General features: G+C 65.1%; 17 protein-coding genes and 1 pseudogene. 8 read left to right on the top strand and 10 right to left on the bottom strand.

All coding sequences use genetic code 11. From position 1 onward, the window contains the following. The first annotated feature begins 28 nt into the window (after nucleotides 1–28). Complete coding sequence (locus B7G54_RS06350; RefSeq protein WP_085038301.1) at nucleotides 29–229, top strand: hypothetical protein; 201 nt, start codon at nucleotides 29–31, stop codon at nucleotides 227–229. A gap of 26 nt (nucleotides 230–255) precedes the next feature. Here the strand turns inward: B7G54_RS06350 and B7G54_RS06345 are convergent, their stop codons facing one another. After that, nucleotides 256–1,209, bottom strand: coding sequence for a LysR family transcriptional regulator (locus B7G54_RS06345; protein WP_085038300.1), 954 nt, complete (start codon nucleotides 1,207–1,209; stop codon nucleotides 256–258). A 101-nt stretch (nucleotides 1,210–1,310) separates the two neighbouring features. On the opposite strand from B7G54_RS06345, the gene B7G54_RS06340 reads away from it, so the two are divergent. The 3 genes from B7G54_RS06340 (at nucleotide 1,311) to B7G54_RS06330 (ending at nucleotide 5,193) form a co-directional block, all read left to right on the top strand. Continuing rightward, nucleotides 1,311–2,669 carry an NAD(P)/FAD-dependent oxidoreductase gene (locus B7G54_RS06340; protein ID WP_085038299.1) on the top strand — a complete coding sequence of 453 codons (1,359 nt, stop codon included), beginning with the start codon at nucleotides 1,311–1,313 and terminating at the stop codon, nucleotides 2,667–2,669. A gap of 326 nt (nucleotides 2,670–2,995) precedes the next feature. Then, nucleotides 2,996–3,430 (top strand): HAD family hydrolase, encoded by a 435-nt coding sequence (locus tag B7G54_RS06335; RefSeq protein WP_085038298.1) that lies wholly within the window; start codon nucleotides 2,996–2,998, stop codon nucleotides 3,428–3,430. 143 nt (nucleotides 3,431–3,573) lie between these two features. After that, entirely contained in the window at nucleotides 3,574–5,193 is a 1,620-nt protein-coding gene (locus B7G54_RS06330) for a histidine-type phosphatase (RefSeq protein ID WP_085038297.1), read from the top strand. An 18-nt stretch (nucleotides 5,194–5,211) separates the two neighbouring features. Here the strand turns inward: B7G54_RS06330 and B7G54_RS06325 are convergent, their stop codons facing one another. Further along, complete coding sequence (locus B7G54_RS06325) at nucleotides 5,212–5,892, bottom strand: alanyl-tRNA editing protein (RefSeq protein ID WP_085038296.1); 681 nt, start codon at nucleotides 5,890–5,892, stop codon at nucleotides 5,212–5,214. A gap of 36 nt (nucleotides 5,893–5,928) precedes the next feature. Beyond that, the gene (locus B7G54_RS06320) at nucleotides 5,929–6,948 is read right to left on the bottom strand and encodes a sterol desaturase family protein (protein WP_085038415.1); all 1,020 of its coding nucleotides are present in this window, start codon (nucleotides 6,946–6,948) and stop codon (nucleotides 5,929–5,931) included. Between the two features lie 94 nt (nucleotides 6,949–7,042). Here B7G54_RS06320 and B7G54_RS06315 point away from each other — a divergent pair, with 94 nt between their 5' ends. Together B7G54_RS06315 and B7G54_RS06310 are read left to right on the top strand one after the other, a co-directional pair. Next, nucleotides 7,043–8,092, top strand: coding sequence for an AraC family transcriptional regulator (locus B7G54_RS06315; protein WP_085038295.1), 1,050 nt, complete (start codon nucleotides 7,043–7,045; stop codon nucleotides 8,090–8,092). A gap of 73 nt (nucleotides 8,093–8,165) precedes the next feature. Then, nucleotides 8,166–8,471 carry a hypothetical protein gene (locus B7G54_RS06310; RefSeq protein ID WP_085038294.1) on the top strand — a complete coding sequence of 102 codons (306 nt, stop codon included), beginning with the start codon at nucleotides 8,166–8,168 and terminating at the stop codon, nucleotides 8,469–8,471. A 35-nt stretch (nucleotides 8,472–8,506) separates the two neighbouring features. Here B7G54_RS06310 and B7G54_RS06305 read toward each other — a convergent pair whose 3' ends face one another. Further along, the gene (locus B7G54_RS06305) at nucleotides 8,507–8,803 is read right to left on the bottom strand and encodes a hypothetical protein (protein ID WP_085038293.1); all 297 of its coding nucleotides are present in this window, start codon (nucleotides 8,801–8,803) and stop codon (nucleotides 8,507–8,509) included. A 489-nt stretch (nucleotides 8,804–9,292) separates the two neighbouring features. Between B7G54_RS06305 and B7G54_RS06300 the strand changes: the two genes are divergently transcribed. Then, nucleotides 9,293–10,855 carry an EAL domain-containing protein gene (locus tag B7G54_RS06300; RefSeq protein WP_085038292.1) on the top strand — a complete coding sequence of 521 codons (1,563 nt, stop codon included), beginning with the start codon at nucleotides 9,293–9,295 and terminating at the stop codon, nucleotides 10,853–10,855. A 141-nt stretch (nucleotides 10,856–10,996) separates the two neighbouring features. Continuing rightward, nucleotides 10,997–11,183: pseudogene (locus tag B7G54_RS38010) on the top strand (2-keto-3-deoxygluconate permease); the annotation flags it as partial. A gap of 398 nt (nucleotides 11,184–11,581) precedes the next feature. Here the strand turns inward: B7G54_RS38010 and B7G54_RS06290 are convergent. The 6 genes from B7G54_RS06290 to B7G54_RS06270 all read right to left on the bottom strand — a co-directional run bounded on the left by B7G54_RS06290 (nucleotide 11,582) and on the right by B7G54_RS06270 (nucleotide 13,576). Beyond that, nucleotides 11,582–11,788 carry a hypothetical protein gene (locus B7G54_RS06290; RefSeq protein ID WP_085038290.1) on the bottom strand — a complete coding sequence of 69 codons (207 nt, stop codon included), beginning with the start codon at nucleotides 11,786–11,788 and terminating at the stop codon, nucleotides 11,582–11,584. A gap of 9 nt (nucleotides 11,789–11,797) precedes the next feature. Beyond that, nucleotides 11,798–12,010 (bottom strand): 30S ribosomal protein S21, encoded by a 213-nt coding sequence (gene rpsU, locus B7G54_RS06285; RefSeq protein WP_085038289.1) that lies wholly within the window; start codon nucleotides 12,008–12,010, stop codon nucleotides 11,798–11,800. A 33-nt stretch (nucleotides 12,011–12,043) separates the two neighbouring features. After that, complete coding sequence (locus tag B7G54_RS06280; RefSeq protein ID WP_085038288.1) at nucleotides 12,044–12,253, bottom strand: hypothetical protein; 210 nt, start codon at nucleotides 12,251–12,253, stop codon at nucleotides 12,044–12,046. Between the two features lie 47 nt (nucleotides 12,254–12,300). Continuing rightward, nucleotides 12,301–12,579, bottom strand: a complete 279-nt coding sequence (locus B7G54_RS06275; protein ID WP_085038414.1) for a hypothetical protein — start codon at nucleotides 12,577–12,579, stop codon at nucleotides 12,301–12,303. A gap of 403 nt (nucleotides 12,580–12,982) precedes the next feature. Then, complete coding sequence (locus B7G54_RS38950; RefSeq protein WP_165765548.1) at nucleotides 12,983–13,138, bottom strand: hypothetical protein; 156 nt, start codon at nucleotides 13,136–13,138, stop codon at nucleotides 12,983–12,985. 234 nt (nucleotides 13,139–13,372) lie between these two features. Further along, entirely contained in the window at nucleotides 13,373–13,576 is a 204-nt protein-coding gene (locus tag B7G54_RS06270; RefSeq protein ID WP_085038287.1) for a cold-shock protein, read from the bottom strand. Nucleotides 13,577–13,706: the final 130 nt, after the last annotated feature.

Below are 13,706 nucleotides of genomic sequence, written 5' to 3'. Positions count from 1 at the left end.
GCCCCATCCGACACCTACGGAGACCGTCATGCCCCACCAGTGCCTTGTGCAACGCGCCGCGTTCACCACGTCCTCGCCTGCTGCCGCCCGCCGCGCTTCATCCGGCCCCCGCTCCCGCAACGACCGCACCGCGCTCGCCGCCTGGTGCCTGCGCATCGTCGGCTGGTACCGGCTCGAACGGCTGCTCGCGTCGATCCCCGACAGCAACGACGACTTCGGGCTCGTCTGACCGGCCGCCCGGCCGGCATCGTCCGCCTACTTGCGCCGCCGCTCATGCGGCGCCACCGTCGCGCCGTCGATCACCGGTGCGCCCTGCTTGATCAGGAAATCGCGGAACAGCCCCGTGACCTGCGAGATGCGCCGGTCGGCGAGCGTGACGACATACCATTCGCGCTCGATCGGGTTGCCGGGGAACGGCAGCTGCCCGAGCAGCCCGGTGCGCAGTTCGAGTGCACACGCGTGCAACGACAGGAATGCAACGCCGAGCCCCGCTTCGGCCATCTGCTTGATGGCCTCGTTGCTCGACAGTTCGGAGCCCACATGGAACCGGTAACCCGCGTTCTTGAACAGGCTCTCGACGGTCGAGCGCGTGCCCGCGCCGCGTTCGCGCACGAGCAGGTGCGCGGATTCGAGATCCTTCAGCGCGACGCGCTTGCGCTGCATCAGCGGATGGCCGGGCGCCGCGACGAACACCATCGGATGCTTCGCGAACTCGACCGCATGCGTGCGCAGCTCCTTCGGCGCGCTGCCCATCACCGCGAGATCGATTTCATGCGTCGCGAGCATGCGGATGATGTCGTCGCGATTGCCAACCTTGAAATAGGTCTTCACATGCGGACGCGTCGCGGTGAATTTCACGAGCAGCGGCGGGATCAGGTACTCGGCCGTCGTGATCGCGCCAATCCGCAGCGTGCCGCCGAGATCCCCCGTCAGCGCGGCCACTTCGTCGCCAGCCTCGCTCCACAGATGCAGGATCTCGCGCGCATAGCGCGACACGATCTCGCCGGCCGCGGTCAGTTGCACGCCGCGCCCCACCCGCTGCAGCAACGCAGCACCCACCGCCTGCTCGAGCAGGCGAACCTGCAGCGACACGGCCGGCTGCGTCAGGTTCAGCTCCTCGGCCGCCCGCGACACGCTGCCGAGCCGCGCAATCATGTCCAGCGCCTTCAGCTGCCGGAACGTCGCGGTCTTTCCTATAAGTGAATACATATGAGTCGCTTATAAACATTAAATTGTTCGTGTGGGTTCGAAACTATATCGTCGGTTCTTGAGCAATGTCATCCGAATCGTCATTCAGCGGGAGCCACAACATGGACAACATCACGCCTACCCTTGCAACGGATCGCGCACCGCGCGTGCCGCGCATCGTGATCGTCGGCGGCGGCGCTGGCGGCCTGCACCTCGCCACGCGTCTCGGCGATACGGTCGGACGCCGCGGGCATGCCGAAATCGTGCTCGTCGACCGCTATCCGACGCACTTCTGGAAGCCGCTGCTGCACGAAGCCGCATCGGGCCATCGCGACCCGGCCTCCCACACGATCGAATACGCGGCGCAAGCGAAGCGCCACGGGTTCCGCTTCGTGCAGGGCGCGCTGCAGCGGGTCGACCGCGCGGCTCGCACGACGACGATCGCGGCCGTGCACGACGCGGACGGCACGGAAATTCTGCCGCAGCGCGAGCTCGGCTATGACGACCTCGTGCTCGCCGTCGGCAGCGTGACGAACTTCTTCAACGTGCCGGGCGCGGCGCGCCATGCACTGCCGCTCGAAAACCTCGACCAGGCCGAGGATTTCCGCCGGAAGTTCCTCGCGGCCTGCACGAAGGCGAATCACCTGGCCGAGCAGCAGCCCGCGCGGCGCGCGGCGCCGATCTGCATCAACGTGATCGGTGCGGGCGCGACGGGCGTCGAGCTGGCGGCGGCATTGCGGCATGCGATCCAGCAGCTGACGACGTACCGCTTCAAGGCGCTGGTGTCCGCGCGCGACGTGCACATCCGGCTGATCGAAGGCGGCCCGCGCATCCTGCCGGCGCTCGACGAACGGCTGTCCGGCAAGATGCACGCGCAGCTTCGCGCGCTGAGCGTCGACGTGCTGACCGATACTCGCGTGGCGGAAGTCGGCGCGGACGCCGTGACGACCTCGACGGGTGAACGGCTCGCGAGCGACATCACGATCTGGGCGGCCGGCGTGGCGGGCCCCGCGATCCTGCGGGAGATCGGCGACATCACGCTCAATCGTTCGAACCAGGTGATCGTGACCGATACGCTGCAGACGCCGGACGACCCGCGCGTGTATGCGTTCGGTGACTGCGCCGCGTGCCCGACGGCCGGCGCGAGCGGCTTCCTGCCGCCGCGCGCGCAGGTCGCGTACCAGCAGGCCGTGTATCTGGTCAACGCGTTCGCGCGCCGCGTCGCCGGCAAGCCGGTGGCCGGCTTCACGTTCCGCGATGCAGGCACCGTCGTGTCGCTCGGGCATGCGGGCGCCGTGTACCAGGCCGATATCAGCGTGCGTTCGCGCTCGCTGATCGTCGACGGGCTTGCCGCGATCGGCCTGTACAAGTTCCTGTATCGCAAGCACCTGTTCAGCGTGGTCGGCGTGAAGCGCGCGCTGTTCCAGTCGCTGAGCCACTGGCTGCAAAGCCGCAACCAGCCGTCGATCAAGCTGCACTGATCGCGCCGGTTCACACGCAGTATCGCAAGGCGGCATATCGCGCGTGCATCGCTCGATATGCCGTTTTTTCATATGCGCATGTGCGGTGCATTCACCGCATGCGCGAATCTGGTGCATCACATCGAAGGCCGTCGATAAGATGCCATTCGCGCGGAATATCCCGTGCAACACGCATCCCGCGCCCACGCTGGCTCACCGCCCGATTCATTAGTCAAATCGTATGAGTCGGATATAAATATTAATTGGTCGCGATTTCCGGATCGACGCTAAGGTGTGTGGCATTCCCGTCGGCGAACGGATCATCACGTCTCTGAAGAGGAATCACCGTGGTTATCGAAGCCATCGTCACCCGTCTCGACGCTGCATTCGCGCAAATCGAAGCAACACCGGATTCGCATGAGTCGCGCCATCAACGCGATGCGATCATCCAGTGGCTCGACCGAGCATCGGAAGAAGGATATCGACTCGGTCTCGTCACGACGCTGCCGGCTGCACGGCTCAGCGACATGTTCGAAGGCCAGTTCGGCCGCGCGAACCTCGACCGCTTCTCGGTCGTCGTCACGGACTCGAATCAAAAGGACTCCGGATCAAACCAGCATCCTTTCGACGTCGCGCTGCAGGCGCTCGGCGTGCCGCCCGAGCGCGCGGTGGCGATTGCGAGCAGCGAACCGGAGCGCCGCGAAGCCGAGCATTTCGGCCTGTCGCGCTGCGTGAACATCAACGACACCGTGCGCTCGATCGCATCGGCCGGCCTGCATTGAACGCCGGCACACGAGCCGGCTGTGGCCGGCTCGCCGCGATTCGGCGGCAGTCCGACGATTGCCCGACCGAATCCTGACATTCTGCTGTCAAAGTTGCTTGCAACACTTCGGGGCTCGACCGATCCCGCCCGTTGCACGCCACGATGACACACCCGACCCGCACCGCCACCGCCCTCGCGATTGCCTGCCTGCTGCTCGCCGCTTGCGGCGGGGAAGACTCGACGCCGCCCGCGGCCTCTGCCGACCACGGCGGCTCGACGCCAGCACCGCAGCCGCAACCCCAGCCGACGCCGGCACCCACGACTTACTACCAGACAAAGACGCCGTACCGTCCGCAGCAGGACGCCGCGACGTACGAAGCGCCGCCCGCCGGCTACGCGCCCGTCTATACCGAACTCGTCGCGCGCCACGGCTCGCGCGGGCTGTCGGGCTTCAAGTATGACGGCGCGATCTACGCGATGCTGGTCAAGGCCGAGGCCGACGGTGCGCTGACCACGCTCGGCGCTCAGCTCAAGGCCGACACGTACGCGATGATGAAGGCCAATGCGCTGCTCGGCTACGGCGTGGCGGGCATCTCGACGCCGGGGTACGGCAACCTCACGCAAACCGGCATCCGCGAACACCAGCAACTCGCCGCCCGCCTCGCGCAGCGGCTGCCCGCACTGTTCTCGGCTGGCAACCGGCAGGTCGTCGTCGTCAACTCGGGCCAGGATCGCGCGGTCGACAGTTCGACGTATTTCTCCGCGTCGCTCGTGGCCGCGCAGCCCGCGCTGGCCCCGGCGATCACGCTGCCGGCCGCGCCGTCCGGCTATCCGGCGAACGCGCCGGTCGCGCAGCCGGCCGGCACCCAACGCTTCCTGCTGTATTTCCACTCGCTGAAGCCGGCCACCGACCTCGTGACCGATGCCGGCGATCCGTACTACGCGACCTACCAGGCGAGCCAGGCGTACCAGGCCTATTCGAACGACGCGACGGTGACTGCGAAGCTCAACGCGATCAAGGCCGCGCCGAGGGCAGCCGACGTCGCGCAAACGGTGCTGTCCGCGCTCGTGTCGCAGGCCTTCATCGCGAAGCTCGGCACCGACGGCTACACGTTCGCGAACACGGGCACCTATGCGTTCACGTCGGCGGACGGCAAGTTCACCAACACGCTGAAGGGTGACGGCAAGACGAAGATCGCGACGGCCGTCGATGCGGTGAACGTGCTGTACAACCTGCTGCAGGTCGCACCCGCGATGACGGCGGAAACCGGTGGCGTCACGATGGAGAAGTACATCGGCGCGGAGCAGGCGCAGTATCTCGCGTATCTGCAGGATGCCGAGGACTACTACCAGAAGGGGCCCGGCATCCAGGAGGCGAACCCCGTCACGTACCGGATGGCGAAGGTGCTGCAGGACGACTTCTTCGGCGAAGTCGATGCGATCGCGCGCGGCGACCTGACCCGCGCCGCGAAGCTGCGCTTCACGCATGCAGAGATCGTGATTCCGTTCGCGTCGATCATGAACCTGAAGAACGTGTTCGTGCCGACACCGCAGGCACAGACCTACACGTACGCGAACAATCCGTGGCGCGGTGATCAGGTGTCGCCGATGGCCGCGAACATGCAGTGGGATGTCTACCGCAACGGCTCGCGGCTCATCGTGAAGATGCTGTACAACGAGCGCGAAACGGATTTCCAGGCCGCGTGCGACGGCGCGAAGATCGCATCGGGTAGCCACTTCTACGACTACGCGGGGTTGAAGCGGTGTTACGGGTATCAGTGAGGTGATGCGGGCGACGGGTTACGCGACCCGCTCGCCCCGCTGCCCGCCGGCCATCTCCGGTTCGACCAGCATCACCTCGATCCGCTCCTTGCCCTTCCCGGTATTCCTGCGCTTGAGCGTCAGCATGCCGATCTCACCGGTCGACGCCGGATGCGTGCCGCCGCACGCCATCGTCGCGAAGCCGTCGACCGTCCAGAACCTGCGTTGCGCGCCGACATCGCTGAAGTCGGTCACGATGCGCAGGTCGCGCTTCGACAGGTCGGCCGCGGCCGATTCGATTTCGGGAAACAGCGGCGCCACGCTCGTGTCGCTCGCGAAGTCGATGCGCGCCTTGTCCTGCCCGATATGCGCACCGATGCGCTCGATGCCGGGCCTGAGCCGATAGACCAGCTGCAGCACCATTTCGGCCGCGAAGTGCAGACGCATCAGCCGGTACCGCCGCGTCCAGTCGATGCGCCAGGTCACGTGATCGCCGACGCTCAACGCATGATCGTGCGGCAGCGTGTAGACGATGTCGAGGCCCTGCTTTTCGGCCTGGATGACCGGATAGCCGCCGAGCGACCCCGCATCGCTTTCCTGCCCGCCCGAAAACGCAAAGAAGAGGGTCGCGTCCACCTGCACGCGCTCGCCGTCGACGTGGCTGACGACGGTATCCAGCGTGGTCCGGTAGGGATCGTCCCAGAATACTTTCTTCGTCATTGCCCGCCGAGCCTTTCGCCGAGGAAAGCACGCAGGTTAGCCTGAGCGCGTGCGCGTGGCTTGTACGATCTTGCGCCGTTGTGCCGACGCATCCTCGCCAGGCATGGCACGCGGTGCTGCCGCAGCCGCGTCCTCGCCCTTGCGCTCGACGCTCCACGTATGAATCGGCCGATGCCCCGGCCGCTCCCATTCGGGCGGCATCCACAGGTGCTTCAGCCGCTGCAGGACCGGCCCGGGTGCGAGCACGTCGCGCCACATGTCGACGAATTCATGCAGGTTCAACACCAGGAAGTTGTACGAACGAATCTGCTGCGTGATCCCGTAGTCGACCGGCTCCGTTTCCTCGACATACGTGCCGAACAGGCGATCGAAGATGATCAGCACGCCGCCGTAGTTCCTGTCGATATAGCGCGGATTGCGGCCGTGATGCGCGCGATGATTCGACGGCGTATCGAACACGTACTCGAACCAGCGCGGCAGCCGCCCGATCGCTTCGGTATGCACGAAGTACTGGTACGCGAGATCGACCGCGAGCAGGAACAGCACGACCGCGGGCGGGATGCCGAGCCAGACCGGCGGCAGGTAGAACACGAACACGCCGACGAACGCGTTCAGCAGCGACTGCCGCATCGCCGTCGTGAAGTTCATCACTTCACCGCTGTGATGCGGCACGTGCGCGGCCCAGAACCAGCGCACGCGATGCGACGTGCGATGAAACCAGTAATAGCAGAACTCCACGGCGACGAAGATCGGCACGATCGTGAAGCCGTTCACCGGCACGTCGAACAGGCGGTGCTGGTAGACCCACGCGAAGATCGCACCCGTGAACAGGAGCCCCATCGCGGTTTCGGCCACCTGATAGCCGGCGCCGAGCGACAGGTTCGCGACGATCTCCCTCCAGCGAAACGGCTCACGACGGCCGCGCCCGGTCATCACCGCGTATTCGATCGCGAACGCGATCAGGAAGACCGGCGTCATGCCGATCAGCAACACCTGCTTCCAGTCCACGTCGTTACCCAGGAACGCATGGAGCCACGTCATCAACTCGGTCGGCATGTTCGCGGCCTCGATCAAGAACTGACCGGCAGTATCGTCGCGCACGGGACGACCCGCGTTGACACTTGCCGACGATTACTTGACACTTTCCGCCATGCCCGCCGCCTCCCCGCTATCGACACAGCGCGTCTACTACTCGAGCACCTACGTGCGGCTGCTGTTCGACTACCTGTCCGAGCAGGGCGAGGATGCCGCGCACGTGCTCGGCGAGGCGCGGCCGCCCGAGGACGATCGCGGGCTCACGCTATATGCGAGCGCGCACTGGCGGCGCCTGCTCGAATCCGCGGTCCGCGCACTCGACGATCCGCTGCTCGGCCTGCACGTCGGCCAGCGGATCACGCCCGCCCATCTCGGCGCGCTCGGTTACGCGCTGCATGCATGCCGCGATGCCGGCGCCGCACTCGCACGCTGGCAGCAATACGAACACCTGATCGCGAACGTCGCGCGCATGGAAGTGCGGGTCGAGGCGACGTCGGTCGCGATCGAATGGCACGACGCGCCCGAGCCGCTCGGCCCGCTCGTCGACGAAGTCGCGCTGACGGCCATCGTCCAGTTCGCACGCAATATCACCGGCACGCGTCACGGGCTCGTCGAAGTCTGCTTCGTGCACCCGTCGCCCGGCGACGAACGGCCGTACGTCGATTATTTCGGCTGCCCGGTGCGGTTCGGCCAGCCGGTGAACCGCCTCGCATTCCCGTTGCACCTGCTCGCGCAGCCGCTGCGCCAACCGGACGACGCGCTGCTGCAGATGATGGAACGCCAGGCGAGCGCGCTGCTTGCCGAGCTGCGGCAGACGGACGATCTCGAACAGTCGGTGCGCGAAGCCGTCGCACGCCTGCTGACGCAAGGCGAAGAAGCGAGCATCGAACAGATCGCCGCGGGCCTGCATGTATCGTCGCGCACGCTGCATCGGCGCCTTGCCGAACTCGGGCTCAACTTCCGGATACTGCGTGAGGACACGCGGCGGCGGCTCGCGATCGACCACCTGAACGATCCGCGGCTGACGCTCGCGGAAGTCGCGTGGCTGCTCGGCTATTCGGAACACAGCGCATTTACGCGCGCCTTTCGGCGCTGGACGGGCGAATCGCCTCGGCAATGGCGCAGCCGGCAACCTGCACGGGCAGCGCACGTCGCGCGCGGCTGAGCGCGGCTCGCAAGCATGCCCCGACGAACTCGCGTCCGCCCGTGCGGTCGAACGAGCATCGCCGGAGAATCCCATGAAACGCGTTGCCCCTGTCGCTGTCTTGACCCTGCTTGCCGCCGTCAGCTTGCCGGCCGCCGCCGGTGCAGCATCCGGCAGCGCCGAGCCGGTTCCCGTTCAAGCCCACGCGAAAAACTGCGTCCCGTCCCGTGACGCCACGCCCGACGCCCGCTCGCCGTCGAAGGCGCCGCCGATCCGCGTATGTGTCGGCGATTCCAATACGCAACTGAACCTGCCGTGGTTCCTGACCGACGTCCTCACCGCGGTAGACACGCACCAGTCGGCCGGCAGCCTGCTGCGCAAGATGCGTAACGATTTCTGAATCACGGCCCGCGCGACACACCGGCACCGCATCGCTCATTCATCATCGGACGCCTGCAGCACCTGCACGAACGCGCCTGCGATGCCGGCCCACATCGCAGGGTCGGCAATGCTGCGCAGCAGTGCGAGCAATTCCTTTCGGTCACCTTTCGAAAGCGGCCCGTGTTCGCCGCTGATGGTGTTGTAGCGCGGCGTACCGCGCGACGTGAGCGCGCGATCGAGCAGGTAGTTGCGGGCCTGCCCGTTCACGGCAATCCGGATCCACAGCGAGCCGCCATCGGCTGCGGCTGCACCATCGGTCACGATGACCACAGGCACGGTATTTTCTTCCATCCCGAAGCTCCGGCGAGACGCGCGACCGTATCGCGCGGCGACCGCTCGCAGGCCGCCGGCAGGCCGGCATAGACAGCATCCCGAAAGAATGCTTCCTGTCGAGACACAATGACAAAACTACACCAATTGTTGAATAACAATATTTCACAATCTCTCATCACATCTTATACTTGCCGCGCACCATCCTCGTGCCAAGAGACGGTGTTTTTTGTCCCGGCCGCAAGACCATGCGGCCGGGGGTTTTTTCGGTGTGCTACGTCAATATAGATGCGCTGAATGCACATGTTTATAGAGGCAAGCCTCCGGAATGAACGGCCGATTGCGACGAGGCTGCCGCAGATGCCCGTCGCGACCGTAGAATCGATCGCATCGCGATACCGGCGCGCGCAGCACATAGCCCGAAACCCGGCATGACGCACGCGCATCGTTGGTGTACCGGCCGGTTCGACTTGCGTTTCCATACACACAACACCAAAGGCGACCGCGGGAATGTCGGCGTTCACGCCAGGCTCGAAGCCAGTTTTCCAGCACAGCGGTGCGTGGCCGCGGGTCGCCTTTTTTGTCGCCGTAATCGTTTGCGTGCTCGTGCCGGCCTTCGCGATCGCGCTGGCCGACCGCTACGCGCGCGATACCGTCACCCAGCATGAACGCGTCATCGCGAACGACATCGTGGCATCGGTGGATCGCATCCTGGACGGTGCGCGCCTGCGACATGTGGACGAGCTGACCGCGCTCGTCGGGCGGCCATGCGCGACGGTATTCCGGACGCTCGCAGAGATCGGTACGCGCCTGCGCTACCTGCGCGCCGTCGCGCTGGTGCACGACGGCCGCGTCATGTGCTCGTCGGCGCTGGGGGCGATCGACTTGCCGCTCGGCGCATACACACACGAGCCGGAAACGGGCTCGACGCTCGTCACGCTGCTGCGCCAGACGCCGTTCCAGCAGGGCATCCCGGTGCTGCCCGTGTTTTACGCCACTGCGCCGGGCGCGGGCGTGCTCTACCTGATCGAAGGCGACTACGTGGCCGACGCGCTCGCGCACGGCGCCCGCTACGGGACGGAAACCGCGACGCTGTCGATCGCGGGTTCGGGCCATCTCGATCAGCACGGAAAGTTTTCGCCGGAGTCGGCCACGGAGCCTGCAGGCGGAAGCACGATCGTGTCGCCGCGCTGGCCGTTCACGGTGCGGGTTGCCGCTTCCGCGCACTATGCGTCCCAGGTGCGGCACCACTATCGGCTGATCGGCATCACGATCGTGCTGCTGGCGGACGGCCTCGTGATGGCCGCCTATCTGCTGGCAATGGCACCGCGCCGGCTGTTGCTGAAGGCCGTTCGCAACGCGCTGAGGCGCGACGAGCTCCATGTCGTGTACCAGTCGATCGTCGAGGTCGAGACGCGCAGGACCATCGGCGTCGAGGCGCTGCTGCGCTGGCAGCATCCCAAGTGGGGGGCCATCAGCCCGGCCGTATTCATCCCGCAGGTCGAATCCAGTGCGGTGCTGCCGAAAGTGACGGAATTCGTGCTAAGGACAGCCGTGTCGGAACTGTCCGCGCTGACGCCCGCCGTGCCGCTGCGCATCGCCATCAACATCGCGCCGAAGGATCTCGAGCGCACGCGATTCGTGTCCGTCGTCGAGGATGCGATCCGCGCGCTGCCGCCCGGCTGTACGTTGGTGCTCGAAGTCACCGAGCGCATCCTGCTTGAAAAGAACGCGCGGACCACCGCGATCTTCCATGCGCTGAGAGCGAAAGGCGCGAAGTTCGCGATCGACGATTTCGGCACGCATCACAGCAATCTCGACATGCTGTCGCGCTTTCCGTTCGACTACGTGAAGATCGACCGCCAGTTCGTCTCGCAACTGAACGGCGGCAGCTCGGGGTTGATCGAAGGGATCGCGTCCGTGGCGCACCACTACGACCTGAAGATCATCGCGGAAGGTGTGGAGACCGAGGTGCAGCATCGCGCGCTGCATGCGGTCGGGATTCAGTATGCGCAGGGCTATCTGTATCAGCGGCCGCAGCGGGTGGAGCATTTGAAGGAGGAGTTTGCGTAGGTGTCGGTGTAGCGGCGTCGCCGCATGCTCGATCCTGCATGACCACCGCGTGCTCGGCGCGTGCACACACGATCCCGGTGCGGCCGACGTCGCGGTGTTCAAGGCGCCGCCGTTCGCCGGCGCGGGGCGCTGCTCCGGATCGGCTTCGCGCACGGCAACGGGATCCGATCTCTACGTGATCGCGAAGCACGGCCTGGCCGGCGTCGCGCTCGGGCTCGCGGTGATCGTCGTGACGGGCGTGCCGCCGATCCTTGCGGACAAGTGCCTCGGGAGGAGCAACGGCACGGCCGGGCTGCACAAGGACGAGCGGCCCGCGCTGATTGGCGACCGGAACCTGCGTGCCGCCCGTGGGAGCGCGACCACGATCAGACATGCTCCCGAAGGTAGCGGATGCACTTCATCCGCAAACTCGACCGGTCTGCCAGGGCATCCCGTGGAGCGCCCGTCTCTGCCGATGCAGCGTTGTCGACCGGGCGGGCCAACTTCGCTATCTGAAGAGACGCATGTCCTATCCAGACGCGATCGCGCCACTCGCATTTCGCACGGTGGATAACCAGCCAGGCTTGCAGCGATTCGACGAGTTGGAACGGCGACAGCCACTCGCGAGTCTGCCTTTGCGTGACGAGTTGCAGGACAACAAGGAAATAGAGTAGATCCACGTACTTCGTCGCGACGCGCATAGCTCATCTTTTGGTTGTCAATGCTCGCGCGTGTGTCGTCGTCAGCTCATCCCTGGATGCTGAGCGCCTTCTCTAGCGCGGCAATCAATTTGAACGCATCGTCGCGTCCGATCAGAAAGCCGCGGCTGGTGTACTCGCATCCGAACGCATAGAAGCTCGGTAGCAGCGTCACCATGTCCTTCTGCTGATCGAAATCGACTTCGCATTTCGTCAGCGGGAAAAACGGGGGCGCCTCGGCCGGCATGTTGAACACGATGCTCTCCTAGTACATTTTGCGAGGCGGCAACATGCGTTTTGCCCGCAAGCGCTGCCTGGCAACGGCGCTCGCCTTTTTCCGTTTGCGTTCCGTCGTGGGCTTCTCGTAGCCGGTGCGACTGCGCAGCTCCCGAATCAGCCCGGTTTTCTCGATGTTGCGCCGGAATCGCCGCAGCGCGACATCGATCGGTTCGTTGACCTTTAGCGTAATGGTTGTCATGGTGATCCTGTTTTGGAATGGTAGAACGGAAAACTAGCCGAGTCGTGTCATGACGGCACTTGCTATCTCGTCGGACTCGAACTCCGAATATCCAGCCCCGATCGACAGCGCGCGTACCGCCGCGAACATTTGCAGCTCCTGCTGATGGCACTGCGCTGAATCGGCCATTCCCGCAGGCAGGGTGGCGTCGGCCCGGATAACCTCACGCCGGCTGATCAAGCCGAGCAGTTCGTCGATGATCATTTCGTCCTCCGAATTGCCAATTCATCGCGTTACCTGGATGACTCATCTCAAGGCGTGCCGGAAAAGAAGCCTTGTTTGTCGCGATTGTCGTCGATGATGTTTTCCGCATAGCGCACCGACGCACGACGTGCATCGCCAGCGCTGCCGAACGGGGCGTTGTCGCGCAATCTGAAAGTCTGGCTGCGCGTCAGCGTATCGCTGCGAAGGCAAATCTTGACTGCCGCATCGAAACCGGCATCGTAGTTGTGCGGGCAGCCGTCCAGCGCCGGCACGTGGGGGTAAATCAATGGATAGATCTCGAATCCACGGTAGACATGCATGCTCATGACAAGCTCCTGGCATTCGGCCGCGACGAAACGCACGAGCGAACGCAACTGGCCAATACCCCATTACGAGGCGGGCCAGTGGGGTGAAAGGGACAACGTTGCAGCGCGGAGGCGGGGCGATGCAGCAAGCGGGTAGATGGAGGGGCGAGCGACCGGAGCACCAGGTTCGATCGGATAAACCCATCATACGCGCATCGTTTGTCGGGCGTCCAACTTATTCCGGATTGCGCACAACAGCGGACGGGGGTGCCGGCAGGCGCACGATGCTGGATGGCGAGGTATCGGGCGGAGGGTATCGCCTTGTCCGGACGAATACGGCCACGATCCGGCCAGCGTCGCACGAATCGCATTCCTGGCGAAGCAGCCGGAGGCTGCCCCTCGTCATGCGGGACGATTCCGGTCGCTACTGCGGCGCCGGCGTGCGCTTTTTCGGACGCGATTTCGCGGCCACGGCCGGCTTGGGCGGCACCCAGTTCAATGCCGTGCCGAGCTTGGGCAGCACCATGACCGGCTTGACGCGCGGCGGCGCCTTGTTGCTGCGAGACTGATTTCGGGTCATGCGGGTTCTCCTGCTGCGCTGCGTGCATGATCGGACGAGCGCTGCTCGTCCGATCATGCACGCGCTACGAAGGCGGTTGGCGCACAGGCCTGCACGCGGGTTCGACTTCCCGATGCGAAACGGCTGGCCTTGCCGGGCCGGCATCGAGACACGCGGCGCCCGCGACGACAGCGCGTAGCGCAAGAAGCGGCGGTGACCCGCCGCTCCGTGAACGAGGCGAACGAATCAGGTCGATTACAGAGGGGTAATGTTCGACGCCTGCAAGCCTTTGGGGCCGCTCTTTGTCTCGTAGCTGACTTTCTGGCCTTCGGCGAGGGTCTTGAAGCCGTCGCCGCGAATCTCGGAGAAGTGCGCGAACAGATCGTCGCCGCCCTTGTCGGGCGTGATGAAGCCGAAGCCCTTGCTGTCGTTGAACCACTTGACGGTACCGGTATCCATGTTAGATCTCCTGAAAATGGACGAGCGTATGCGCCCCAAGCGGACGCGGGCAAAGAATCAAGGAGGAGAAGGAATACCGCAGGCTACGGTCAATGATGAGCAGCAATCGCGCTTCTTGAATACTTCACCG

This window comes from Burkholderia puraquae, from assembly GCF_002099195.1.
Taxonomy (GTDB): domain Bacteria; phylum Pseudomonadota; class Gammaproteobacteria; order Burkholderiales; family Burkholderiaceae; genus Burkholderia; species Burkholderia puraquae.
This window is presented reverse-complemented; position numbering and strand designations above follow the sequence as displayed.